Source organism: Comamonas suwonensis, from assembly GCF_012844455.2.
Taxonomy (GTDB): domain Bacteria; phylum Pseudomonadota; class Gammaproteobacteria; order Burkholderiales; family Burkholderiaceae_C; genus Comamonas; species Comamonas suwonensis.
This window is the reverse complement of sequence record NZ_JABBCQ020000014.1, coordinates 79,198-102,545: the sequence shown is the minus strand read 5'-3', so window position 1 is coordinate 102,545 and position 23,348 is coordinate 79,198. Positions and strand designations below refer to the sequence as shown.

Sequence of the window (23,348 nt, the reverse complement as noted above, 5' to 3'; positions counted from 1 at the left end):
TTGACTCCAACAAAGCCCCGACTTGTCGGGGCTTTGTTGTTTGAAACGGCTCCAGTTGACAGATGGGGCATGGAATTGATCACGTAAAAGTGTGACCTGAAGCTTCTGGTGCACACTGATTTTGTAGACTGGATGCCTCATGAAGTTCGTTGACGAAGCTTTTATCGACATTTCCGCTGGTGACGGTGGCAATGGATGCGTGTCTTTCCGGCACGAAAAATACAAAGAATTTGGCGGCCCCGACGGTGGAGACGGTGGCCGTGGCGGTCATGTGTATGCCGTGGCCGATGAGAACCTGAACACACTGGTCGACTACCGCTACTCGCGTCGCCACGATGCCAAGCGTGGTCAGCACGGTATGGGTTCCGATATGTTTGGCGCTGCGGGCGACGACATTACGCTGAACATGCCCGTGGGAACCATCATCAGCGATGCCGATACCGGCGAAGTGCTGTTTGAGCTGCTGGAGGCTGGTCAGGTCATCACCATTGCCAAGGGTGGCGACGGTGGTTTTGGCAACCTGCGCTTCAAAAGTGCTATCAACCGCGCTCCACGCCAGAAGACCCCCGGCTTTCCCGGCGAGCGTCGCAATCTGAAGCTGGAGCTGAAGGTGCTGGCCGACGTGGGCCTGCTGGGTATGCCCAATGCGGGCAAGTCCACCTTTATCACGGCCGTGTCCAATGCGCGGCCCAAGATTGCGGACTATCCTTTCACCACCTTGCACCCCAATCTGGGTGTGGTGCGTGTGGCTCCGGAGCAGAGCTTTGTGGTGGCCGATATTCCGGGTCTGATCGAAGGCGCTTCAGAAGGTGCGGGTCTGGGGCACCTGTTCCTGCGTCATTTGCAGCGCACGCGCTTGTTGCTGCATGTTGTGGATATTGCACCGTTCGACGAAGGCGTGGATCCTGTCGAGCAAGCTAAGGCCATTGTGAGTGAGCTGAAGAAGTACGACGCCGACCTCTACAACAAGCCGCGCTGGGTGGTGCTCAACAAGCTGGACATGGTTCCTGTGGAAGAGCGGGAAGCCAAGGTCAAGGACTTCGTCAAGCGCTTCAAGTGGAAGGGCCCGGTCTATGAGATCTCGGCGCTGACCCGCGAAGGCTGCGAACCGCTGATCCGCAAGATCTACGAGCATGTGCACAACCAGCAACTGTCTGAACAGGCGCCCAAGGAAGTGGATCCCCGTTTTGTGGGAGGCGAGGATTCTGAGTTGGATATGACCGATCCGCGTTTCGCTTCCTACGATCCGGAATAAGCTATAGGGTGTAACCCAGCAGCGCACTAGGTGCGCTGTTTTGCTTTTAATTTCATAGCTTCTAGTGCTTTTCCAATAAAGGCTAGAGGCTTAAAACACTGTAAATCCTCATGTCTTCCAATGTGTTGCGTGATGCACATCGCATCGTGGTCAAGGTCGGCTCCAGTCTGGTGACCAATGAAGGTCGAGGGCTGGATGAGGCGGCCATTGAGGAGTGGAGCCGTCAGCTGGCGGCTCTGGTGCAAGGCAAAGATGGCGTCAAGCGCGAAGTCATCATGGTCTCTAGCGGTGCGATTGCCGAAGGCATGAAGCGCCTGGGCTGGGCCACGCGCCCGACCGTCGTGCATGAGTTGCAAGCCGCTGCAGCTGTTGGGCAGATGGGCTTGGCCCAGATGTACGAGACCAAGCTGCGCGAAGAAGGCGTGCCCAGTGCGCAGGTGCTGCTGACCCATGCAGACCTGGCTGACCGTGAACGCTATCTGAATGCGCGCACCACGTTGCTCACGCTGCTGCAGCTGGGCGTGGTGCCCGTCATCAACGAGAACGACACGGTCGTTGTCGATGAAATCCGCTTTGGTGACAACGACACTCTGGGCGCGCTGGTCGCCAATCTGGTCGAGGCGGATGCACTGGTGATCTTGACTGACCAGCGCGGCCTTTACAGCGCTGACCCGCGCAAGAACCCCGATGCCAAGTTCATCGATGTGGCCGAAGCCGGTAATCCCGAGCTGGAGGCTATGGCGGGCGGTGCGGGCCTTTCCATCGGTACCGGCGGCATGATCACCAAGATTCTGGCGGCCAAGCGCGCCGCGGGCTCCGGTGCATCCACGGTGATTGCTTGGGGGCGCGAGAAAGACGTGCTGCTGCGTCTGACGCGTGGTGAATCCATTGGCACGTTGCTGATGACGCATACGCACAAGACGCAGGCGCGCAAGCAGTGGATTGCAGACCATCTGCAGCTGCGCGGCTCGGTGACGGTGGATGCAGGCGCTGCGCTCAAGCTGCGTGATGAAGGCAAGAGCCTGCTGCCCATCGGTATGATTGCCGTGGAGGGGGACTTCTCTCGCGGTGAAGTGATTGCCGTGCGCGATGAGGGCGGTGTTGAGATTGCCCGTGGTTTGGCCAGCTATGCCAGCGCCGAGGCAAGGCTGCTGTGCCGTAAGAGCTCCTCAGAGATTGAATCGCTGCTTGGCTATTCGGCCGGCCCAGAGATAATGCACCGGGACAATATGGTGGTGGCGGGGCACTGAGCGCCTGTTGCTTCAGCAAAAAAGCCGTAATGCAGGTGATGCATTACGGCTTTTTTCATTGCACAGGCTTGTTGTCCTGCTGATTGCTGATATTTGTCTGCGGATCCGGGTCAAAACTGGCACCAGGCGGCAGCTCGATTCCAGGATTGATACGAAAGCTTCCAGTCCGTGCCGGATACAGAGCCGGTGCCTGGTGCGCAGATGGCACTGCTCCCGGCTGGCCTGTCTCCTGCTCGCGTGGTCGCATGCCACTGCGAAGATAACGATTGCGCTGCTGCTCGCTGCGCGGCAGAAACCGCGCCAGCTCGGTCAGAGCCATCTCATATACACCGCGTTTGAACTCTACGACTACATCGAGTGGAACCCAGTAATCGTTCCAGCGCCAGGCATCGAACTCGGGGTGGTCCGTCGCACGAAGGTTTAAATCCCAGTCGTGCCCGACCAATTGAAGCAAAAACCATATTTGCTTCTGGCCTTTGTAATGCCCGCGAGCGTCGCGGCGGATATACCTGTCTGGCACCTCATAGCGCAACCAGTCCCTAGTGCGGGCAACCACGCGAACGTGATTGGGCTTCAGCCCCACTTCCTCGTGCAGTTCACGGAACATGGCCTGCTCGGGCGTCTCGCCCCGGTCAATACCACCTTGCGGAAACTGCCAGCTGTGGGTGCGAATGCGTTTTCCCCAGAACACCTGGTTTCTTTGGTTGAGCAGGATGATGCCGACGTTCGGGCGAAAACCGTCCCGGTCAAGCATAATCAAACCCCAAATTTTTGAATTGTGTTCATTATGCATGGCCCCTTGTGATCGACAAGCGGGCCATGCCTATTTCCACTGAATTGCCAGTTCCATGAAAGCCTCCCAATTTCTCATCTCCACCCTCAAAGAAGCTCCGGCCGACGCTGAAGTGGTCAGCCACAAGCTCATGACACGGGCTGGCATGATCAAAAAGCTGGGTGCCGGCATCTACAACTACATGCCCATGGGCTTGCGCGTGATTCGCAAGGTCGAGGCCATCGTGCGCGAGGAAATGAACCGTGCCGGTGCCATTGAAACCACCATGCCTGTGGTGCAGCCTGCTGAGCTGTGGCAGGAGACCGGTCGTTTCGAGAAGATGGGTCCTGAGCTGTTGCGCATTCAGGATCGCCATGGCCGCGATTTCATCGTTCAGCCCACTTCTGAAGAAGTGGTGACCGATATCGCCCGCCAGGAGTTCAAGAGCTACAAGCAGCTGCCCAAGAACCTGTACCAGATTCAGACCAAGTTCCGCGACGAGCGCCGCCCCCGCTTTGGCCTGATGCGCGGCCGCGAGTTCATCATGAAGGACGCCTACTCCTTCGATAAGGATCGCGATACCGCCCAGATCAGCTACCAGACCATGCGCGAAGCCTACAAGCGCATCTTTGATCGTTTTGGCCTGCAGTACCGCGCTGTGCGTGCGGATTCTGGCGCCATTGGCGGCGATCTGAGCGAAGAATTCCAGGTGATTGCTTCGACGGGTGAAGACGCCATTGTCTACTGCCCACAGAGCGACTACGCGGCCAACATCGAAAAGGCCGAGTCTCTGGCTCCTGCCCAGGCTCGCCCTGCCGCCGCCAAGGCGATGGAAAAGATCGCGACCCCTGGTAACAGCACCTGCGAAGCCGTGGCGGCTCAGCTGGGTCTGCCATTGAGCCAAACCGTCAAGTCACTGGTGCTGGCCACCGACGAACTGGACGACAAGGGTCTGATCGTCAAGACGCAAGTCTGGCTGCTGCTGCTGCGCGGCGACCACGAGATGAACGAGATCAAGGTCGGAAAGGTTGAAGGCCTGGCTGGCTTCCGCTTTGCCTCTGTTCCAGAGATCGAAGACCACTTCGGCAGCAAGCCTGGTTATCTGGGTCCCATTGGCTTGAAGAAGCCTGTGAATATCGTGGTGGACCGCGACGTGGCCGTGATGGCCGACTGGGTCTGTGGTGCCAACGAAGAAGACTTCCACATCACCGGCGTGAACTTTGGTCGTGATCTGCCCGAGCCAGCCGTGATTGCCGACCTGCGTAACGTGGTGGCTGGCGACCAATCGCCCGACGGCGCAGGCGAGCTGGCGATTGAGCGCGGCATTGAAATCGGCCACGTGTTCTACCTGGGCACCAAGTACTCGCAAGCCATGAATGCCACCTTCCTGGGTGACAACGGCAAGCCACAGCACTTCGAAATGGGTTGCTACGGCATTGGCGTGACCCGCCTGCCTGCCGCAGCCATTGAGCAAAATCACGACGAGCGCGGCATCATCTGGCCCGACGCGATTGCGCCGTTCACCGTGGTGATCTGCCCCATCGGAATGGGCCGCAGCGAAGCGGTGAAGGAAGAAGCCTTCAAGCTGTACGACGCCTTGCTGGCTCTGGGTGTGGACGTGATTCTGGATGATCGCGACGAACGCCCCGGCGCCATGCTGGCCGACTGGGAGCTGATTGGCGTGCCCCACCGCGTGGTGCTGGGCGACCGTGGCCTGAAGGAAGGCGTGGTCGAGTACCAGCAGCGCCGTGACACAGAAGCTACAAAGCTGGCGACGAATGAGGTGCTGAGTCACCTCAAGAGCCGTCTTGGCTTGTAAGCTGCTGTATCAATGCCAGAAAGCCTTCTCAGCCGCCGCTCCTGCATGACTGCCGCAGCCTCGCTTGCCGTTCCATCGGCAGGCTGGCTGCTGCCGCAAACCGCATGGGCGGGTGGGCAACTGGAAGAGCCTCTGGCGGATTCAGTGCGTACCGCTTTGAGTTCGGCGGTGGCTGGCTCGGGCGCACCGCCCGAGCTGGAGTTCACCTCGACGGAGGCGCGCATGAGCTATCTGCGCTGGCTGGTGGCTTGCAGCGACAAGCTGGTCAAGCGCAAGGCCGACCCGCAGGTGCGGCGTGAATTTTTGCAGACCGTCTGGTACGAATCCAAGCGCGCTGGGCTGGATGTGTCCATGGTCATGGGCCTGATTCAAGTGGAGAGTGGCTACCGCAAGTTCGCCATCTCCAGCGTCGGAGCGCGTGGCTATATGCAGATCATGCCGTTCTGGATGCGATTGATTGGCGATGGCGACATTGGAAAATTGTTCCATATGCAGACCAATCTGCGATTTGGCTGCGTGATCTTGCGTCACTACATGGACCGTGAAAAAGGCGATGCCTATATGGCGCTGGGCCGCTACAACGGCAGCCGCGGCCAGCCCCAGTACCCGAACGCCGTCTTTGGCGCGCAGCGGCGCTGGCTCGTTGATGAGCCTAAGGCGGTCTGATCAAATTCAGATTGCACTATGAAAAAGAGAGCATTTACCGCTCTCTTTTTATTTGCTTCAGCTACAAATTATATCTATACCGTTTAAAGACGTTCGCTGGCAGCTCCTGATTCAGGAGTGATTGCTCTTCGCTGCCTGTGCCGCGCTGCTTTGCACTTTGGCGGCAGCGGCGGCTGATGGGGCTGCAGACTCTGGCGTGTTGACGGGTAGCTGCGTGACCATGACTTGGTCAATGCGGTAGCTGTCCACGTCCAGCACTTCAAACTTGTAGCCGCCCCAGGTCACGACATCGGTGCGTCGGGGCACGCGGCGCAGCATGACCATGAGGAAGCCAGCCAGCGTTTCGTACTCGTCGTCGTGCGGCATTTCGTCGAGCTGCAGCACGCGCATCACATCTTCGATGGGCGCGACGCCGTCGATCAGCCAGGAATGCTCATCGCGGCGGATGATCTGCTCTTCCTCTTCAGAGGCGCTGACCAGGTCACCCATGACCGTGCTCATCACATCGTTGAGGGTGACGACGCCGACGACGCGGCTGTACTCGTTGACGATGACGGCAAAGTCTTCATGGACCTGGCGAAACTGCTCCAGCACCTCGGCCAGACTCAGGCGGTCGGGCACGATGAGGACCTTGTGAATCAGCGTTTCATCCATCAGCGACAGTGGCTGGTTGTTGAGCGCGCGCTGAAACAGATCTTTGGCATCCACATAGCCAATCACACGGTCAATATCGCCGTCGCACACCGGGTAGGTGGAGAAAGGCTCTTCGGCAATGCGGGCGCGGATGACGTTGTTGTCATCGTCCTTGTAGAAAAAGGCAACCCGTTCGCGCAGTGTCATGGCCGAGGCTACGGCGCGAGAATCCAGCTCGAATACATTGGCAATCACCTGCTGTTCGCGGGCCTCCAGCACGCCAGCTTTGGTACCCGCTTCGGTCATGGCGAGGATATCTTCGGAGGTGATGCGCTCGTCGCGCGTGGCGGGCAGGCCCAGCAGGCGAAACAGAGTGTCGGTGACGAGGTTGTAAAACCAGATGATGGGCTTGAAGATCAACACAAACCAGCGCATGGGTGCCAGCACGCGCACGATGTAGCGCTCGGGCTCGTTCATGCTGATGCGGCGCGGCAGCAGGTCGGCCAGCAGGATGAAGGCCGAGGTGATTATCAGGAATGAGAGCAGAAAGCCCAGGGTGGAAGCCAGCTCAGGCGAAAACCAGAGCGAGAAAAACTTGGTGGCCGAGGGGCTGAAAGCGCCTTCACCCACGATACCGCCAAGGATGGCGACCGCGTTTTGTCCCACTTGCACCACGGTGAAGTACTCGCCTGGCTGCTCTTGCACACGCAAGGCGCGCTCTGCGCGTTCATCTCCATCGTCGGCCAGCTGGCGCAGCCGCAGTCGGCGTGATGCGGCCAGAGAAATCTCTGCCATGGAAAAGAAGGCGCTGAGCAAAATCAGCAGGGCTATCACCAGAAGGCTTTGGAACACACTCATAGGCAGGGTGGCTGCGGATTTTTAAGGGGCCCGCAGCCTGTAATCGAAGACTTCCCATTCGACCACATAAAGCATGGCGTAGGGAAAGGGGCGGCTCTATGGGCTTCTTCAGGCTTGGGTGTGTGCGGCTCTGGCCAATGCATCGGCCTCGGTATTGCGGTGTCTGGGTATCCACTGCAGCACCAGTTCGTCAAACCCCTGCATCTGCTGGCGGGCGTCCTCAAACAGATGGTTGAGCCTGGCGATAGGGCGGGCAGGCTTGGCCATGGGCGGGCCAAGCTGCTCCAGCAGCACATGGGAGTCGGTGCGAATGGTCAGGCAGCGGGCGCCCAGTTCATGGGCCAGCGTCAAGGCGGCCATCAAGGCCAGTAGCTCGGCTTCGTTGTTGCAGCCGCTTTGGTGCAAGGCTTTTGAGAGGCTGTGCTGTGTGCCATCGGGCAGGCGCAGCACGGCACCCAGACTCATGGGGCCGGGGTTGGGCAAAGAGCTGCCATCGATATGAATGCAGCAATGGTGGGCGGGGGCGGGTTTGGGAGGCGGCATGAAAAAAGCCACCGGGCAACGGTGGCTTGGGGTGTGCAGTGGCTTATTCGGCAGCCAGCATTTGCTTGAGCTCACCCGATTCGTACATTTCCATCATGATGTCCGAGCCGCCCACGAATTCGCCCTTGATGTAGAGCTGAGGGATGGTGGGCCACTGGCTGTATTCCTTGATGCCCTGACGGATTTCCTGATCTTCCAGCACGTTCACGGTGGCAATGGACTTGGCGTCCACACCGCAGGCCTTCAGGATCTGGATGGCACGGCCAGAGAAGCCGCACTGAGGGAAGCTGGCGTTGCCCTTCATGAACAGCAGGATGTCGTTGTTCTTGACCAGGTCGTCGATGCGTTGTTGAGTGTTGCTCATAGTGGGCTCCGGATTCTAGGGGTGGCGGCCACAGCCGCGATGTTTGCAATTATTTCACCGACCGCAATGAATGCGGTGCTGTGAGGAAATCTTGTTGTAGTTCAGCACACAGATATTTGGGGGCAATCGTGGCTAAATCAAGCCCGGCCAGCAGCCGCCGGTGCAGCGGGCAATGCCTGCCAGGTCGCTGCGGTGTTGCACCTGCTCAAAGCCTGCGGTCTGCATCAGCTGCGCGACATCGTGGGCCTGATCCCAGCCATGCTCGAAAAGCAGCCAGCCGCCTGCTTTCATCTGTGTGGGGGCTTGGGTAATGATGCTGCGAATATCTTCCAGACCGTCCGTACCGCTGGCCAGTGCCGACAGTGGCTCGTGCGTCAGCGCCGCCAGATGCGGGTCATCTGCGCGAATATAGGGTGGGTTGCTGACGATCAGGTCGGCAGGCGGCTGGCCCGCCAAAGGTTCCAGCCAGTTGCCGTGGGCAAACTGCACGGGCAGGTTCAGATGCTGGGCATTGGCTTGCGCCACGGCCAGTGCGTCGGCACTGGCATCTACGGCCACTATCTGCGCGGCAGGGCGCTGGCTTTGCAGGGCCAGCGCAATCGCGCCGCTGCCGGTGCCCAGGTCCACCACGCGGTGAGCAGTGCCTTCTGGTAGCAGCTCCAGTGCCCAATCCACCAGTGTTTCGGTATCGGGGCGGGGGTCGAGCACGCGGGCATCTACGGCCAGATCCAGCCCGTAGAACTCCTTGCGGCCGGTGAGGTAGGCCACGGGTGCACCTTGCTGGCGCTGGGCGCACAGATCGCTCCAGCGCGCTTGCTGCTCGGCGCTCAGAATATCGGTGTCATGGGTGATAAGCCAAGCACGGGCATGCGCTGGCTGCTGCATTAAATGTAGCAACAGCATTTGCGCATCCACGCGCGGCAGGCCTTGCTGGGCGGCTTGCGTGAGGGCTTGCGCCACGGTCAGGCAGCTGGTGGGAGAGATCTCTGTCATTGTGCTTAGCGCCCGGGCGCTGAAATAAAGGGCCGTGCCTGCAGGATGATGATTTGATCGCCCTGCACGGCCCACTCAATATCTTGTTCCTTGCCGCCAAAGCGCTGCTTGATGGCTGCGCCCGCACGAGCCAGCCGCTGCACCAGTGCATCGCTGAGCACGGCACGGCCAGTGGCAACGGCGACTTCGCGTACGCCGCCGTTGGCATCTAGCTGCAGCGCCACATCGTCCTGAGAGCGGTTGAGCACCTGCACGGCCTTGCTGCGGCTGGAGTAGAGGATTTGCTCGGCCACGCGCTGGCCTTCCACCACGCGGATGCCAATGCCGCGCTTGGCCGCGATATAGCTCATGTGGCGGCGCGATGCATCAAACGGGTCGCGCGTAATCATCACGCCAGAGGCGGTGGAGTCCACGGCTTTTTGCACCAGCACGGACATCATGACCTGCTGGTCATCAAGGCCGGCGGCCTGCCTGGCCTCCCATGCCTCGAAGTTATAGACCGAGGCCCAGACTTTGCGCACGGCGGCGGCCAGATCGGCACTGCTGCGTACGTTGGGCACCGTGGTGTACAGGCCTGCACCACTGAAGTTGGGCAGGTCCTCAGAGCTGGAGGAGCTGCGCACAAAAACGCCCTGGCTGCCGAGTTGGCTGGCCCAGCGCTGACTCCAGGTATCAGTCACAGACTGCGGAATAGGCCATTGCATCATTTCGGCCTGTAGCGCAGACAGTGCTTGCCTGCGAACTCCTGAATCCGTAGCAAATCCGGGCAACTGGCGCATGCGGGCAATGCGCTCGTTCAAGCCATTGCCGCGCATGAAGTCGGCATAGGCGGCGAACGGAATGCAAAAGCCATCGGGCACGAGCACATCAGCGAACTGGGCGGATTGAATTTCGCCCAGATTGGCCGCCTTGGCACCGCAGCGCTTGCGGTCTGCGTTGCGCAGGCTGGCCAGCGGTGCGAGTTCGCTGCGGCGCAGGTCGGGCTGTATGAGGATTTTTTTGCTGCTGGTAGGCCTGGGGCGAGCCAGCTTTTCGGCGGCTTGCCGCTCCGCATCGGTTGCGGCGCGCAGGGAAAAGCCGGTAGGCTGCACCTCGATATGCACCCAGCGCTGGTTGAAGGCTGCGTACTGGTCGGCTGCTTTTTGCACATAGGCATTGGGCACCCCCCAGCCACGCGCCAGCAGGTTGACATGGGAGAGCAGGGTGGATGGCCGCTCTGTGACGACACCTGCCACGGGTGGCAGGCTGATGGGCACTTCCCGCAGCAGGGCGATGTCCTGGGGTTGCAGCTCACTCACACGATCTGCCGACGCCACAATCCGCAGCCGCCCTGTGGCCTGCCCCAGGTTCAGTGGCAAAAAGGTCTGCGCGCCCAGCAACTGGGCCTGCGTAATGGCTTCAATGCCTGCTGCCTGGGCCACGGCTTCCTGGGCGCTGACATTGGCTTTGAAGCGCACCGGGGCGAAGAAGCCGGTCTTTAACGCTCTGGCCGTGGTTTGCAGCAGTTCGGGTGTGAGCTGATCACCTTCCCAGAATTCGTAGCTGTAGGCTTTAAGGCTGGGTTGCCAGCTCAGTGTGCCGAGGATGAAGCGTCGGTCTGCTGCCCGGTAATTGCGGTTGAGAGTCGCTTTATCGCCTCGCAGCAAGCCTTTGGCGCGCAGAAAGTCTTCGTGAAATGCGTAGCGCGGCGTGTTGATGAAGTGCAGGGGAGTGCTCTTGCTCTGGCGATCAATCACGAACAGCACATGGGGCATGGCGCTGGCGCTGTTGGCGTCAAAGACACGGGCTACCCGGTCAAAGTCTGCTTGAGTGGGCAGCGCCGCCAAATCAGAGGGAGCGGTGCGGTTGGCGCTGGCGTTGACAGGGCTGCCCGCGCCCGATTCATAGGCCGAAGGTTTGCGCACCATCTGAGCCTGGGCGGCTGTAGCGGCAAGCAAGGTGCAGGCCAGCAGCGTTTGCCAGAGTCTGGGGACGTGAAGCGAAGTCATTACCGTAGCACCACCTGGTTGTTCGACGTTGGCTGCAGCCGTGCGGCTTGGCTTAGTCCGCTTGCAGTTCTGCCAGCAGCTCGGCCTCGCGCGCATGTTGCAGGGCCTGAATTACATCGCCGAGGTCACCTTCCATGATGGCGAGCAGCTTGTACAGCGTAAGGTTGATGCGGTGGTCGGTCAGGCGGCCCTGCGGGAAGTTGTAAGTGCGAATGCGATCACTGCGGTCGCCCGAGCCAATCAGGCCCTTGCGCATGGCGGCTTCCTTGGCGGCGCGTTCGCTGCGCTCTTTTTCCTGAATGCGGGCTTGCAGTACTTGCAGGGCCTTGGCCTTGTTGCTGTGCTGGCTGCGGCCATCCTGACATTCGGCCACGATGCCGGTGGGCAAGTGCACCACGCGTACGGCGGAGTCGGTTTTGTTGATGTGCTGACCACCGGCGCCGCTGGCGCGGAAGGTGTCGATACGCAGGTCGGCGGGGTTGAGGGTGATGGCTTCGGCCTCGTCGGGCTCAGGCATCACGGCCACGGTGCAGGCGCTGGTGTGGATGCGACCCTGCGTTTCGGTAGCGGGCACGCGCTGCACGCGGTGGCCGCCTGATTCAAAACGCAGCGCGCCATAGGCGTTGTCGCCTTCGATACGCAGCACCACTTCCTTGTAGCCGCCAATTTCGGCTTCGTTGGCGCTCATGACCTCGACCTTCCAGCCCACGGTAGTGGCGTAGCGGGTGTACATGCGGGCCAGATCACCGGCAAACAGAGCCGATTCATCGCCGCCCGTGCCGGCGCGAATTTCCATAAAGGCCGGGCGGGCGTCATCGGGGTCTTTGGGTAGCAGCAGGCGCTGCAGCTCGTCTTCAAGCTTGATCAGCTCGGCTTCGCCGTTGGTGATTTCTTCCTGCGCCATTTCGGCCATGTCAGGGTCGTCCAGCATTTCGCGGGCGGCAGCGATATCGGCGGAAGTTTGCTGGTGGCGGGCGTAGCGGCTGGCAATGGCGGTCACGTCAGCATGCTCGCGCGAAATGGCGCGGTACTGCTTCATGTCGCCCATGATGTCTTCGCGCGAAAGCAGAAAGTCCAGCTCCTGCAGGCGTTGGGCGAAGCGTTCGAGCTGGTTGCGCAAAAAGTCTTGCATGGTGTGTACCGTGGGCTTGAGAAGGGCGACGCGCAGGACGCCTTCGTTGTGTCAGAGGGAAGAGGGGTCAGGGCTGGCCGCAGTGGGGCCTATGCGCTGCGGGCAGACGCAGCGCGAAAGCGGGCGAGCGCCGCTAAAGCTTGCTGGAGTTGTTGCGGCTGGCGCGCAGGAACAGACGGCTGACAGTGTCTGCCGTCTGGGCGCGCTCGTCGGCGTCGCCCTTGTGCAGCGCGGCCATGGTGCCGTGCAGCATTTTTTGTGTGATGCCGCGCGAGAGCGCTTCCAGCACGGTGTCGATGTCCTCGCCCTTGGCGATCAGCTTCTTGGCGCGGGCAATTTCTAGCGCGCGCCATTCGTCGGCCTGTGCGTTAACCTGCTGAATCAGCGAAACAGAGCCTCCTACCGGGTTGCGCTGGTCCATCCACTGCATAAAGTTCTGCACGCCGGTGTCGATGATGACTTCGGCCTGCTGCACGGCGGCCTGGCGCTGGGCCTGACCGGTGCGAACCACGGTGGCCAGATCGTCCACGGTGTAGAGGTATACGTCGTTGAGGTGTTTGACCTCGGCTTCAATATCGCGCGGAACGGCTAGATCGACCATGAAGATGGGGCGGCGCTTGCGCTTTTTGAGAGCAGACTCCACAGCACCCAGGCCGATGATGGGCAGGGTGGATGCGGTGCAACTGATGATGGCGTCGTACTCGTGCAGATGCTCGGGCAGATCGGCCAGGCGCATGGTGTTGGCGCCAAACTGGGATGCCAGCTTCTCGCCGCGCTCCATGGTGCGGTTGGCGATGGTGATCTGCTTGGGGTTGCGTGCGGCAAAGTGGGTGGAGACCAGTTCGATCATCTCGCCCGCGCCGACAAACAGCACCCGAATCTTGGTCAGGTCTTCAAACAACTGACCGGCAAGACGCACAGCGGCGGCAGCCATGGAAATGCTGTGCGCACCGATCTCAGTAGAAGAGCGCACTTCCTTGGCAACGGCAAAGCTGCGCTGGAATAACTGGTTGAGTGTGGTGCCCAGTGCGCCCGCCGTTTCTGCGGCGCGCACGGCGTTCTTCATCTGGCCGAGGATTTGCGCCTCGCCCAGCACCATGGAGTCAAGACCAGAAGCTACGCGGAAGGCGTGTCGTGCGACCAGACCGTCTTGCAGCACGTAGGAGTGCTGGCGCAGCAACTCAGGGGCGACTCCGCCGCTGTTGGCCAGCCAGTGCATGGTGTGATCCATGGCAGGGGCGTCGGCCGCGCAGTAAATCTCGGTGCGATTGCAGGTGGAAAGAATGGCGGTTTCCACCGCATTGTGGGCTTTACCGGCGCTTGTCAGGGACGCGCGCAAACCTTGCAGTGTCGGCTCGATCTGATCGAGCGCGAACGCAAAACGACCCCGCAAATCGAGCGGAGCCGTGTGGTGATTGATGCCTAAAGCCCAGACTGCCATAACCTGCGATTATAAAATTTAGTACCGGATCGGGCATCCCCCGCGCCCAAAGCCTTGGAAACGATTGCTGTCATGGATATTGTTGCGAGCGTAAATCATTTACTCAACTTCGTCGCCCCCGCTTTTTTCCTGGCTCTGGGTTTGGCGATCTGTGCCCGAATTTTTCAGTTAAACAAGGTTGGAGCCGAGTCATTTATTGCGCAGGCAGCTATCAATTTTATATTGGGCTCAGCGGTTTTATGGGCCGGTCTCTGGCTGTTTTCGCGCGATGGGAAGATGCTCAGCTATGCCGCTCTGGTGGGTATAAGTGCCTTCTGTCAGTGGGTTCTTTCAAGGGCCTGGCGCTGAGTTCTGGCTCGAATTGCTGCTTTGGGTGAAGCTGTTTTGCTGGAAAGCTTGATCTGACTCAAGATGGCTGTTGTATTTGTACCAGCGTTCGTTTTGAGATATTCCGATGAGAATCAAGCTTGCAAAAGTTGCGAGTGAGCATGCGCTGACATCCAATGACTTACCCGAAACCCTGTATCGCCGGGCTTTTTTATCGGCGCTTTAAATGTCATAAAACTGTGGCGAGGATGCTGCGATTCAGGAATTCCTTAGCAAAGCTGCTATCAGAATCAGTTACGCTCGCTGGTTAGTGTCATCGTATATCTGATGTAACAACACGCATCTAGGAATCGTACCGGAATGAAGTTCTCTCCCATCGCAGCGCTGGTCATGTCGAGTCTGGCTGTCTTTGCCCAGAGCGCATCAGCGCAAACCGGTGCGGAAGGTCGCATGAATTTTCTGCGCGATTCCCGAGCCGCCACGTCTGGCCCGCAGTTTGAGTTCAGCCGCCTGCAATATGGCCCGCTGCCGATTGCGGGCTCGCGTGTTTCGTCTACAGCCGGCCCGCTGCAAGCGGCAGAGCGGGGTGATGCCAAGGCGCAGAACCAGCTAGGTGAGATGTATGTCCACGGCCAGGGTGTGCCGCAGAACGCTGTCATGGCTGCGCAGTGGTTCCGCAAGGCTGCGGCCCAAAACCATGCCGGCGCGCAAAACAGTCTGGGTGCCCTATATGCCAATGGGCAGGGCGTGCCACAAAATTACCGCGAGGCCGCACAGTGGTACGGCCGCGCAGCCCAGCAGGGCAATGCGGTCGCGCAGTACAACCTGTCGCACCTTTATCAAGATGGTCTGGGCGTGCCCCAGAGCTTCAGCACTGCGGCGCAGTGGCTGGAAAAGTCTGCCGCTCAAGGCCATGTGACGGCTCAGTTTGAACTGGGTCAGCGCTTCCTCAAGGGCAATGGCGTGGCTGTGAATTACATGACGGCTGCCGAATGGTTCAAAAAAGCAGCAGATCAAGGTCACGCCGAGGCGCAGAACCAGCTGGGCTCCATGCTGTCTGACGGTGTGGGCGTGAAGCTGGATCCGGTGCAGGCCGCTCAGTGGCTGCAACGAGCTGCCGAGCAAGGCGATGCCCGTGCGCAAAACAGCCTGGGCCGCATGTACATGGATGGCGTGGGCGTGCAGCGGGATTACAAGCTGGCTGCCTCCTGGTTCCAGAAGAGTGCTGAGCAGTGGAATGCTGATGGTCAGAACAATCTGGGCCGTCTGTACCTCTACGGTCTGGGTGTGGAGCAAAGCCCGGCCTATGCCGCCCAATGGTTCCAGCGCGCTGCGGACCAGAACCATGCCGACGCGCAGTACAACCTGGGTACCGTGTATGCCGAAGGTCTGGGGACGCCCCAGAACTACGGCACCGCGCTGGTCTGGTACCAGAAGGCTGCCGAGCAAGGCCATGCCGCAGCCATCAACAACGTGGGTACGCTGTACGCCGAAGGCCGTGGTGTGCCGCAAAGCTATGCCAACGCCATGCAGTGGTTCCGCCGCGCAGCCGACAAGGGTGATGCATCGGCCCAGTTCAATCTGGCGCGTCTGCATGCAGACGGCCAAGGCGGCGCAGCCAGCCCCGCCATGGCTTTGAAGTGGTACACCGCAGCGGCTGAGCAAGGCCACTCTGGCGCGCAAAACCGTCTGGGTGTGATGTACGCGGAAGGTCAGGGCACAGCCCGCGATTACGGCAAGGCCGTGCAGTGGTACCAGCGTGCTGCAGAGCAGGGCGATGCCGCTGCCCAGTACAACCTGGGCATGGTGTATGCGCAGGGTCAGGGCGTGCCGCGTGACCATGGCAAGGCCTACTTCTGGTACAACCTGGCCGCGATGGAGCTGGGCGGCGATGCAGCCAAGCGCCGTGATGAGTCAGCCAACAAGCTGACGATTGCCCAAGTGGCGGAGGCACAGAACAAGGCGCTGGCCTGGCAACCCAAGCACTGATTGGGTTGCTCTGAGAGTGGCTGCTTAGCCAGTTTGTCTTGACTCCAGAACGCTTCTTTCGAGAAGCGTTTTTTCATGTCTTCTGCTCCGAATGAGGGTGTCTTTCGCATCCAAATGCCGCTACAGTTCGCGCCGGAGAAGTCGTTTTAAAAACCAAAGGAAGACAAATAATGAATAAATCCGTCCGTACCGTTCTGGCCAGCCTGATGGCTGGTGCCGGTTTGCTGATGTCTGTGGGCGTGCATGCCAACGATGCCTTCCCCACCAAGCCCATTCGCATCGTGCTGGGCTTCCCCGCAGGTGGGCCGCTGGATCAGCACGCCAGACTGCTGACGGACAAGCTGCAAAGCGTGCTGGGCCAGCCACTGGTGGTGGACTACAAGCCCGGTGCAGGTGGTTCTGTAGGCGCACAGGATGTCATGCGTTCGCCTGCGGATGGCTACACGCTGATGCTGGCCAATACCGGCGTGATGGTGATTAACCCTGCGCTCTACAGCAAGCTGCCTTACAACACGCTCAAAGACTTCACACCCATCGCCCGGACCGCCATGCAGCCGCTGGCGCTGCTGGTGAATAACAAGGTGCCTGCCAAGACGTTGGGCGAATTCACGGCCTATGCCAAGGCCAACCCCGGCCGCGTCAACTTCGGCTCGGCCGGTAACGGCGGTATCAGCCATCTGGTGCCTGAGATGTACAAGAATGCGACCGGAGCGGACTTGGTGCACATCCCCTACAAGGGCAGCGCCCCTGCGTTTACCGACCTGATTGGTGGGCAGGTGCAGTTCATGGCGGAGAGCATTCCTCAGGCCGCCGCGTATCACAAGCAAGGCAAGGTCCGCGCACTGGCGGTGACCAGCAAGGAACGCAACCCTGCTCTGCCGGAAGTGCCGACCGCTATCGAGTCCGGTCTCAAAGGCTTTGAAGTAGTGGGCTTCTACGGCTTCCTGGCACCTGCCGGCCTGTCCAAGGAAGTGACGGCCAAGCTGAGCAATGCCTTCCAGCAAGTCATGAGCTTGCCCGAGGTAAAGAGCCGCATGGTGGAGCAAGGGGCTGACCCGGCCTTCATGGGTTCGGAAGCTTTTGCCAAGTTCCTGGCCAGCGAAACACCTCGTTGGGCGGCTGCGGTGAAGGCTTCTGGAACGAAGTTGGACTAACACTCCCTGAGGCGCTTTGCGCCTTCCCCCTCTCTTTCTACGCGCTTCGCGCTATGGGAGGGGGGGCGACACCTTCGGTGCGCGGCGGCGCTTCCTTGGTGTCACAGGTCTATGGGTTGCGCCCGTTTTTGAGTACGCTTCCTATGTAAAAAGCCCGGTCACTTTGCAGTGGACGGGCTTTTTACTTGCTATCAGTACAGAAGCTGCTTGCGTTTGATTTCAAAGGGCTTCAGGTTATTAACAGTTTGAAATCGATTAATTTCAAGCGCTAGCAGCTATTGATTTAGATGTGCGCTCCGGTCTGTGCGGGGCTGAATAAGTCCACGCGGTCGGTGATGATGCCGTCCGTGCCCAGGTCGATCAGGCGCTGAGCCGCCCATTCGTCGTTCACTGTGTAGCTGCTGCAGCGCAGGCCTGCGCCATGCACCTTGGCGACCAGTGCGGGGTTCCACAGTGCGTGGTTCAGCACCATGGCGCTGCAGTCCAGGCCTTTGGCAATCTGCAGGTCGGCATCGCCCGTGCCGTCGGCAAATTGGTCTACCAGCAGGCCGCGTGGAATATGGGGTGCCACTTCCTGTGCGCCTTTGAGCGATTGTGTTTTGAACGAGGTGAACAGTGGCTGCACTACATCCTGGGGCCAGATGCGGTTCATCAGCTCACCGCAGGCGCGGCCCGTTTTCAGCTCCTGGCCGGGCGTAGGCTTGATTTCTACATTCAGGTGCAACTGGTTGGCCAGGCACCAGCGGGCCAGGGCTTCCAGCGTGGGCAGGTTTTCACCCGCGAATGCGCGGGAGTGCCAGCTGCCAGCGTCGAGCTGGGCAATTTCGCCCATGGTCAGCTCGCCGCCAATGCCGTGCCCGTTGGTGGTGCGATCCAGCGTGGCGTCGTGCATCAAGAACAGCACGCCATCTTGGCTGAGCTTGGCATCGCATTCAAAGAAGCGATAGCCGTGCTGCGCGCCCAGGCGAAAGGCGCTCATGGTATTTTCTGGTGCCAGCTTGCCGGCTCCACGATGGGCGACCCATCGGGGATAAGGCCAATTTGCCAGGGAGGTCATTCGACAGGTTCTCCAAATTTCAGCAGGTTGCCGTGTGGGTCAATCACATACAGCTCGCGCATGCCCCACTCGCGTGCTTGGGGCGGGGACAAGGGCAAGCCGTTCTGGGTGAATTCGGTATGCAGTGCGCGGGTGTCCGCGCGTACATAGCAGGAGCTGTTGCGGGGCAGCTCCGGGTTGTTGCAGGGCCAGAAGTGCAGCTCACACCCCTCGCGCGCCACGATCAGGTACTCGTCCATGCGCAGCAGCACGGCAAAGCCCAGTCGCTGGACGTAAAACGCTTCGCTCTCTGCAAGATTCAGAGAGGGAAGGACTGGAACCGTGGAGTGGATCAATGAAGGCATGAGCCTCAATGTACTGTGCTGCAAGCAAAAGGGCCGATCGCCTGAGACGTCGGCCCTTAAGGGGGTTATGCGCGTTTACCGGTTTCTGCGTTGAACCAGTGCAGGCGGTCATCGCGCGCAGCGATCTGGGTGGTTTCGCCGGGCTTGGGGAAGGGCTTGCCTTCTTCAATGCGCACGGTGACATCTTCACCATTGACCTGGCCGTACAGCAGGCGTTCAGCGCCCAGCAGTTCCACGGTTTGCACTTTGAATTCCACGCCACCGGTTTCCACCAGGTCGATGTGTTCGGGGCGAATGCCCAGAATCATGCCGGGCTTGCTGTTGGGCGCGTTCTTCAGCAGGTTCATGGGAGGCGAGCCGATGAAGCCCGCCACAAACACCGAGGCGGGCGTGTGGTAAACCTCTTCGGGGGTGCCGAACTGTTCCACATAGCCGCCGTTCATGACGATCATGCGCTGGGCCAGCGTCATGGCTTCGACCTGGTCGTGGGTCACGAACAGGCTGGTGATGCCCAGCTCGGCGTGCAGTTTCTGGATTTCCAGACGGGTCTGACCGCGCAGCTTGGCATCCAGATTGGACAGGGGCTCGTCAAACAGGAAGACCTTGGGCTGGCGCACGATGGCGCGGCCCATGGCCACGCGCTGGCGCTGGCCGCCGGACAGCTGGCGGGGCTTGCGGTCAAGCAGGTTGGTCAGTTCCAGAATCTTGGCCGCTTTGTCCACGCGGCGCTTGATTTCGTCCTCAGGCACCTTGGCGATCTTCAGGCCATAGGCCATGTTCTCGTAGTTGCTCATGTGGGGATACAGCGCGTAGTTCTGGAACACCATGGCGATGTCGCGCTTGGCGGGTTCCAGGTTGTTGACGACCTTGTCGCCAATCATCAGGTCGCCGCCGGTGATTTCTTCCAAGCCGGCAATCATGCGCAGCAGGGTGGACTTGCCGCAGCCCGAGGGGCCGACCAGTACGACGAATTCGCCGTCCTTGATTTCGGCACTCACGCCGTGAATGACGGGCACGGCGGCCTTGCCAGTGCCGTAGCGCTTGACGATGTTCTTCAGAGAGATGGATGCCATGAGAGGTATTCCAGGTATTCGTTCAATGGGTCAAAAGAAGGTGGTTGGGGCAGTGGTGGAGAGGATTACTTCTCGGTATCCACCAGGCCTTTGACAAACCACTTTTGCATCAGCATCACCACGGCCGTAGGGGGCAGCATGGCCAGAATGGCGGTCGCCATCACAATGTTCCAGTCCACAGAGGCTTCGCCACCGGCCAGCATGCGCTTGATGCCGATGACCACGGGGTACATGTCTTCCGAGGTGGTCATGAGCAGAGGCCACAGGTACTGGTTCCAGCCGTAGATGAACTGAATCACGAACAGGGCTGCGATGGAGGTCTTGGACAAGGGCACCAGAATGTCCTTGAAAAAGCGCATGGCGCTGGCGCCATCAATGCGGGCAGCTTCGACCAGTTCATCCGGCACGCTCAGGAAGAACTGGCGGAACAGGAAAGTGGCGGTGGCCGAGGCGATCAGCGGCAGGGTCAGACCCGCGTAGCTGTTGAGCATGCCCAGTTCCGCCACGACCTTGTAGGTCGGCAGAATGCGCACTTCTACGGGCAGCATCAGTGTCAAGAAGATGGCCCAGAAGCACAGCATCTTGAAGGGAAAGCGGAAGTAGACGATGGCAAAGGCCGACAGCAGCGAAATGGCGATCTTGCCCACGGTGATGATCATGGCCACGCAGAAGCTGACCCACATCATTTGGACGACGTTGGTGTTGGAGCCGAGCTTGCCGGAGCCGAGAAGCGCTTCCTTGTAGTTTTCCCACATATGGGCGCCGGGCAGCAGCGGCATGGGGGACTGCACGATGACATCGGCCGTGTGCGTCGAGGCGATAAAGGCCAGATACAGCGGGAAGGCAACAATGGCCACGCCGAGGATCAGTACGGCATGGGAGATGAAGGTGAGCCAGGGATTGCGATCAACCATGATCAGTACTGCACTTTCTTTTCAACATAGCGGAACTGGATCACGGTCAGCACGACAACGATCAACATCAGGATCACGGACTGTGCAGCCGAGCCGCCCAGGTCCAGCGCCTTGAAGCCGTCTTGATAAACCTTGTAGACCAGAATCGATGTCGACTGGCCGGGGCCGCCTTGGGTGGCTGCATCGATGATGCCGAAGGTATCAAAGAAGGCGTAGACGATGTTGATCACCAGCAGGAAGAAGGTGGTGGGCGACAGCAGCGGCAGCTGGATGTTCCAGAAACGGCGCCATGGGCCGGCACCATCAATCGACGCGGCTTCGATCAGAGCCTTGGGGATGGATTGCAGGCCCGCAAGGAAGAACAGGAAGTTATAGGAAATCTGTTTCCACACCGAGGTGATGACGATCAGAGCCATGGCCTGGTTCTCGTTCATCAGGTGGTTCCACTCGTAGCCCAGCTTGCCAAGGTAATGCGTGATCACGCCAATGGATGGCGAGAACATGAAGACCCACAGCACGCCTGCAATCACGGGTGCCACGGCGTAAGGCACGATCAACAGCGTTTTGTAGAGCATGGCAAAGCGCACAATACGGTCGGCGAAAATGGCCAGACCCAGGGACGCTGCAATGCCGACACCAGCCACCAGTACGGAGAACAGGGCGGTGCGCTTGAAGGAATTCAGGTAGGTGGGGTCACTGAACAACTGACGGAAGTTGTCCAGACCAACCCATTCGGTGCTCATGCCGAACGCGTCTTCCATCTGGAATGACTGAAGCACAGCCTGACCAGCGGGCCAGAAAAAGAAGATAACGATGATGAGCAGCTGAGGCGCAATCAGCGCCCAGGGAAGCCATCTGGATCGGAAAAGTACGCGTTTTTCCATGAGGAGTCACAAATAAAAAAACCGCCGGAGCCTGGGTTCAGTCAACGGGGCATTTAAGGGTGCTGTGCCTTGTTTGAAGGCACAGCAGGCCTGTCAGCAACCTTGCGGGTGCCGGAGGGTTTACTTCTTGTACGACTTTTCGAAACGTGCCAGCAGCTCATTGCCGCGGCTCACGATAGAGTCCAGCGCTTGCTGGCCAGTCTTCTTGCCAGCCCACACTTGTTCGAGTTCTTCGTCCTCGATGGTGCGGATCTGCACATAGTTACCCAGACGGATACCGCGTGAGTTGTTGGTGACCTTGCGGATCATCTGCGTCACCGCAGTATCAGTGCCGGGGTGCTTGGCGTAAAAGCCGGACTTGTCGGTCAGCTCGTAGGCTGCCATGGTCACGGGCAGGTAGCCTGTGCGCTGGTGGGAAGCGGCCTGCACCTTGGTCTGCGACAGGAATTCGAAGAACTTGGCCACGCCCTTGTAGCGCTCAGCCGACTTGCCAGCCATTACCCACAGCGATGCGCCACCGATCACGGTGTTCTGGGGCGCGCCCTTCACATCGGCGTAGTAGGGCAGGGGAGCTAGTGCGTAGTTGAACTTGGCGTTCTTGGCCACGTCGCCGTAGAAACCGGACGAAGTCTGGATCATGGCGCATTCACCCGCAGTGAACGAAGCCTGAGCGGTGGACGCGCGGCCCTTGTAGACAAACTCGCCAGCCTTGGCAGCGGCTGCCAGGTTGTCGATGTGCTTGACGTGCAAGGGCGAGTTCACCTTCATGCGGGCCTTGTAGCCGTTGGCGCTGAGGCCGTTTTGTTCCGTAGCGAACTCGACGTTGTGCCATGTAGAGAAGGACTCCAGCTGAGTCCAGCCCTGCCATGCCAGTGTCATGGGGCAGCTGTGGCCGCTGGCCTTGAGCTTCTTGGCAGCGTCAAATACTTCGGGCCAAGTCTTGGGGGCCACGTCAGGGTTCAGGCCGGCCTTCTTGAAGGCGTCCTTGTTGTAATAGAAGATGGTGGTCGAGCTATTGAAGGGAAAGCTCAGCATCTGACCGTTAGGGGCAGTGTAGTAACCGGCCACGGCAGGAATGTAGGCCTTGGGGTCAAATGACACGCCGGCATCGGCCATTACCTTGCCCACGGGCACAGTGGCGCCCTTGGAAGCCATCATGGTGGCGGTGCCCACTTCAAACACTTGCAGAATGTCAGGCGCATTGCCCGAGCGGAAGGCTGCAATGGCGGCTGTCATGGATTCGTCATACACACCCTTGAAGGTGGGGACGATGCGGTAGTCCTTCTGGCTTTCGTTGAACTGCTTGGCGAGGTCATTGACCCATTCGTTGTTCACGGCAGTCATGGAGTGCCACCATTGAATATCGGTGGTGGCTTGTGCCGAGAAGGCGGTTGCAGCGACAGCTGCAGCCATGGCTAGTTGTTTGAATTGCATGAGGCTCCTCTAACGATCGTTGACGAAATATGTGCTGATACACACTAAGTCATTCGTATGACATATGGATGTCATTGTTTGCATGGGCTAGGCACTCCACCATGGGCAGAACCCGCAGTCACGGCTCGTCTTATGACGAATGTGCGACAAGTAATGGTGCGCGAAGCTGCGCCATTCTAGGTCAAGGTCATTTCGTTTGTTGTTGGTAGTCTTTCGTATTGCGTTGTTTTTGATTCGTAAATGTATGGTTTTTATGGAAATCGCATAGGCGAGATATTTGAGGAATCTGCCGTCTCCAGAGTAGGAATCTGGTTTTTGCCCACAGGTGATTGAATACGGTCGTGCGATGGCTCACTTTGGGTGAGCTTCATGCTGTTTTTGCATGGGCTGATTCAGTTTGGCAGCAGGCGTCTTTGCTGCTTTTGCGATAGCTGGGCTGGTGACTCAGAACCCATAGC

The 23,348-nt window shown here is 59.5% G+C and carries 21 protein-coding genes; 7 read left to right on the top strand and 14 right to left on the bottom strand.

Features of this window, described 5'->3' with window-relative positions; all coding sequences use genetic code 11:
- Positions 1 to 139: 139 nt before the first annotated feature.
- Both cgtA and proB read left to right on the top strand, forming a co-directional pair.
- Positions 140 to 1,255: an Obg family GTPase CgtA gene (gene cgtA, locus HF327_RS15910; RefSeq protein WP_198461181.1), complete on the top strand. Its 1,116-nt coding sequence runs from the start codon at positions 140 to 142 to the stop codon at positions 1,253 to 1,255.
- 110 nt (positions 1,256 to 1,365) lie between these two features.
- On the top strand, positions 1,366 to 2,505 hold the full coding sequence (proB, locus tag HF327_RS15905; RefSeq protein WP_198461180.1) for a glutamate 5-kinase: 1,140 nt from the start codon (positions 1,366 to 1,368) through the stop codon (positions 2,503 to 2,505).
- 55 nt (positions 2,506 to 2,560) lie between these two features.
- Here proB and HF327_RS15900 read toward each other — a convergent pair whose 3' ends face one another.
- Positions 2,561 to 3,259, bottom strand: coding sequence for an RNA pyrophosphohydrolase (locus HF327_RS15900; protein ID WP_198461239.1), 699 nt, complete (start codon positions 3,257 to 3,259; stop codon positions 2,561 to 2,563).
- Between the two features lie 94 nt (positions 3,260 to 3,353).
- On the opposite strand from HF327_RS15900, the gene HF327_RS15895 reads away from it, so the two are divergent.
- Together HF327_RS15895 and HF327_RS15890 are read left to right on the top strand one after the other, a co-directional pair.
- Positions 3,354 to 5,096, top strand: a complete 1,743-nt coding sequence (locus HF327_RS15895) for a proline--tRNA ligase (RefSeq protein ID WP_198461179.1) — start codon at positions 3,354 to 3,356, stop codon at positions 5,094 to 5,096.
- A 12-nt stretch (positions 5,097 to 5,108) separates the two neighbouring features.
- Entirely contained in the window at positions 5,109 to 5,762 is a 654-nt protein-coding gene (locus tag HF327_RS15890; protein ID WP_198461178.1) for a lytic transglycosylase domain-containing protein, read from the top strand.
- A 111-nt stretch (positions 5,763 to 5,873) separates the two neighbouring features.
- On the opposite strand, the gene HF327_RS15885 is transcribed toward HF327_RS15890, so the two are convergent.
- The 7 genes from HF327_RS15885 to hemA form a co-directional block, all read right to left on the bottom strand.
- Positions 5,874 to 7,253 (bottom strand): hemolysin family protein, encoded by a 1,380-nt coding sequence (locus HF327_RS15885; protein ID WP_198461177.1) that lies wholly within the window; start codon positions 7,251 to 7,253, stop codon positions 5,874 to 5,876.
- Positions 7,254 to 7,361: 108 nt separating this feature from the next.
- The gene (locus tag HF327_RS15880; protein ID WP_206764444.1) at positions 7,362 to 7,796 is read right to left on the bottom strand and encodes a ribonuclease HI family protein; all 435 of its coding nucleotides are present in this window, start codon (positions 7,794 to 7,796) and stop codon (positions 7,362 to 7,364) included.
- A 43-nt stretch (positions 7,797 to 7,839) separates the two neighbouring features.
- Positions 7,840 to 8,160, bottom strand: a complete 321-nt coding sequence (grxD, locus tag HF327_RS15875; protein ID WP_198461174.1) for a Grx4 family monothiol glutaredoxin — start codon at positions 8,158 to 8,160, stop codon at positions 7,840 to 7,842.
- 132 nt (positions 8,161 to 8,292) lie between these two features.
- Positions 8,293 to 9,153 carry a peptide chain release factor N(5)-glutamine methyltransferase gene (gene prmC / locus HF327_RS15870; RefSeq protein WP_198461173.1) on the bottom strand — a complete coding sequence of 287 codons (861 nt, stop codon included), beginning with the start codon at positions 9,151 to 9,153 and terminating at the stop codon, positions 8,293 to 8,295.
- A 5-nt stretch (positions 9,154 to 9,158) separates the two neighbouring features.
- Positions 9,159 to 11,141, bottom strand: a complete 1,983-nt coding sequence (locus HF327_RS15865; RefSeq protein WP_198461172.1) for a PEP/pyruvate-binding domain-containing protein — start codon at positions 11,139 to 11,141, stop codon at positions 9,159 to 9,161.
- Positions 11,142 to 11,193: 52 nt separating this feature from the next.
- Complete coding sequence (prfA, locus tag HF327_RS15860; RefSeq protein ID WP_198461171.1) at positions 11,194 to 12,273, bottom strand: peptide chain release factor 1; 1,080 nt, start codon at positions 12,271 to 12,273, stop codon at positions 11,194 to 11,196.
- 133 nt (positions 12,274 to 12,406) lie between these two features.
- A complete protein-coding gene (gene hemA, locus HF327_RS15855) occupies positions 12,407 to 13,714 on the bottom strand; it encodes a glutamyl-tRNA reductase (RefSeq protein ID WP_198461170.1) in 1,308 nt (435 codons plus the stop codon).
- Positions 13,715 to 13,786: 72 nt separating this feature from the next.
- On the opposite strand from hemA, the gene HF327_RS15850 reads away from it, so the two are divergent.
- The 3 genes from HF327_RS15850 to HF327_RS15840 all read left to right on the top strand — a co-directional run bounded on the left by HF327_RS15850 (position 13,787) and on the right by HF327_RS15840 (position 17,184).
- Positions 13,787 to 14,062 (top strand): hypothetical protein, encoded by a 276-nt coding sequence (locus HF327_RS15850; RefSeq protein ID WP_198461169.1) that lies wholly within the window; start codon positions 13,787 to 13,789, stop codon positions 14,060 to 14,062.
- A gap of 339 nt (positions 14,063 to 14,401) precedes the next feature.
- Positions 14,402 to 16,030: an SEL1-like repeat protein gene (locus tag HF327_RS15845; RefSeq protein ID WP_198461167.1), complete on the top strand. Its 1,629-nt coding sequence runs from the start codon at positions 14,402 to 14,404 to the stop codon at positions 16,028 to 16,030.
- Between the two features lie 170 nt (positions 16,031 to 16,200).
- Positions 16,201 to 17,184 (top strand): Bug family tripartite tricarboxylate transporter substrate binding protein, encoded by a 984-nt coding sequence (locus HF327_RS15840; protein ID WP_198461165.1) that lies wholly within the window; start codon positions 16,201 to 16,203, stop codon positions 17,182 to 17,184.
- A gap of 283 nt (positions 17,185 to 17,467) precedes the next feature.
- On the opposite strand, the gene ugpQ is transcribed toward HF327_RS15840, so the two are convergent.
- The 6 genes from ugpQ to ugpB form a co-directional block, all read right to left on the bottom strand.
- A complete protein-coding gene (gene ugpQ / locus HF327_RS15835; RefSeq protein WP_198461163.1) occupies positions 17,468 to 18,241 on the bottom strand; it encodes a glycerophosphodiester phosphodiesterase in 774 nt (257 codons plus the stop codon).
- Positions 18,238 to 18,585, bottom strand: coding sequence for a bleomycin resistance protein (locus tag HF327_RS15830; RefSeq protein WP_198461162.1), 348 nt, complete (start codon positions 18,583 to 18,585; stop codon positions 18,238 to 18,240). The genes ugpQ and HF327_RS15830 overlap by 4 nt, the downstream gene beginning before the upstream one ends.
- 65 nt (positions 18,586 to 18,650) lie before the next feature.
- On the bottom strand, positions 18,651 to 19,658 hold the full coding sequence (locus tag HF327_RS15825) for a sn-glycerol-3-phosphate import ATP-binding protein UgpC (RefSeq protein WP_198461161.1): 1,008 nt from the start codon (positions 19,656 to 19,658) through the stop codon (positions 18,651 to 18,653).
- A 65-nt stretch (positions 19,659 to 19,723) separates the two neighbouring features.
- Entirely contained in the window at positions 19,724 to 20,572 is an 849-nt protein-coding gene (ugpE, locus tag HF327_RS15820; RefSeq protein WP_198461160.1) for a sn-glycerol-3-phosphate ABC transporter permease UgpE, read from the bottom strand.
- Between the two features lie 2 nt (positions 20,573 to 20,574).
- Positions 20,575 to 21,456, bottom strand: coding sequence for a sn-glycerol-3-phosphate ABC transporter permease UgpA (gene ugpA / locus HF327_RS15815; RefSeq protein WP_198461159.1), 882 nt, complete (start codon positions 21,454 to 21,456; stop codon positions 20,575 to 20,577).
- A gap of 120 nt (positions 21,457 to 21,576) precedes the next feature.
- Positions 21,577 to 22,890 carry a sn-glycerol-3-phosphate ABC transporter substrate-binding protein UgpB gene (gene ugpB, locus HF327_RS15810; RefSeq protein WP_099738570.1) on the bottom strand — a complete coding sequence of 438 codons (1,314 nt, stop codon included), beginning with the start codon at positions 22,888 to 22,890 and terminating at the stop codon, positions 21,577 to 21,579.
- Positions 22,891 to 23,348: the final 458 nt, after the last annotated feature.

Bases quoted from the DNA above. Each gene is read 5' to 3' on its own strand.
- cgtA (WP_198461181.1), top strand. From the start codon at position 140: ATGAAGTTCGTTGACGAAGCTTTTATCGACATTTCCGCTGGTGACGGT.
- proB (WP_198461180.1), top strand. From the start codon at position 1,366: ATGTCTTCCAATGTGTTGCGTGATGCACATCGCATCGTGGTCAAGGTC.
- HF327_RS15900 (WP_198461239.1), bottom strand. From the start codon at position 3,259: ATGCTTGACCGGGACGGTTTTCGCCCGAACGTCGGCATCATCCTGCTC.
- HF327_RS15895 (WP_198461179.1), top strand. From the start codon at position 3,354: ATGAAAGCCTCCCAATTTCTCATCTCCACCCTCAAAGAAGCTCCGGCC.
- HF327_RS15890 (WP_198461178.1), top strand. From the start codon at position 5,109: ATGCCAGAAAGCCTTCTCAGCCGCCGCTCCTGCATGACTGCCGCAGCC.
- HF327_RS15885 (WP_198461177.1), bottom strand. From the start codon at position 7,253: ATGAGTGTGTTCCAAAGCCTTCTGGTGATAGCCCTGCTGATTTTGCTC.
- HF327_RS15880 (WP_206764444.1), bottom strand. From the start codon at position 7,796: ATGCCGCCTCCCAAACCCGCCCCCGCCCACCATTGCTGCATTCATATC.
- grxD (WP_198461174.1), bottom strand. From the start codon at position 8,160: ATGAGCAACACTCAACAACGCATCGACGACCTGGTCAAGAACAACGAC.
- prmC (WP_198461173.1), bottom strand. From the start codon at position 9,153: ATGACAGAGATCTCTCCCACCAGCTGCCTGACCGTGGCGCAAGCCCTC.
- HF327_RS15865 (WP_198461172.1), bottom strand. From the start codon at position 11,141: ATGACTTCGCTTCACGTCCCCAGACTCTGGCAAACGCTGCTGGCCTGC.
- prfA (WP_198461171.1), bottom strand. From the start codon at position 12,273: ATGCAAGACTTTTTGCGCAACCAGCTCGAACGCTTCGCCCAACGCCTG.
- hemA (WP_198461170.1), bottom strand. From the start codon at position 13,714: ATGGCAGTCTGGGCTTTAGGCATCAATCACCACACGGCTCCGCTCGAT.
- HF327_RS15850 (WP_198461169.1), top strand. From the start codon at position 13,787: ATGGATATTGTTGCGAGCGTAAATCATTTACTCAACTTCGTCGCCCCC.
- HF327_RS15845 (WP_198461167.1), top strand. From the start codon at position 14,402: ATGAAGTTCTCTCCCATCGCAGCGCTGGTCATGTCGAGTCTGGCTGTC.
- HF327_RS15840 (WP_198461165.1), top strand. From the start codon at position 16,201: ATGAATAAATCCGTCCGTACCGTTCTGGCCAGCCTGATGGCTGGTGCC.
- ugpQ (WP_198461163.1), bottom strand. From the start codon at position 18,241: ATGACCTCCCTGGCAAATTGGCCTTATCCCCGATGGGTCGCCCATCGT.
- HF327_RS15830 (WP_198461162.1), bottom strand. From the start codon at position 18,585: ATGCCTTCATTGATCCACTCCACGGTTCCAGTCCTTCCCTCTCTGAAT.
- HF327_RS15825 (WP_198461161.1), bottom strand. From the start codon at position 19,658: ATGGCATCCATCTCTCTGAAGAACATCGTCAAGCGCTACGGCACTGGC.
- ugpE (WP_198461160.1), bottom strand. From the start codon at position 20,572: ATGGTTGATCGCAATCCCTGGCTCACCTTCATCTCCCATGCCGTACTG.
- ugpA (WP_198461159.1), bottom strand. From the start codon at position 21,456: ATGGAAAAACGCGTACTTTTCCGATCCAGATGGCTTCCCTGGGCGCTG.
- ugpB (WP_099738570.1), bottom strand. From the start codon at position 22,890: ATGCAATTCAAACAACTAGCCATGGCTGCAGCTGTCGCTGCAACCGCC.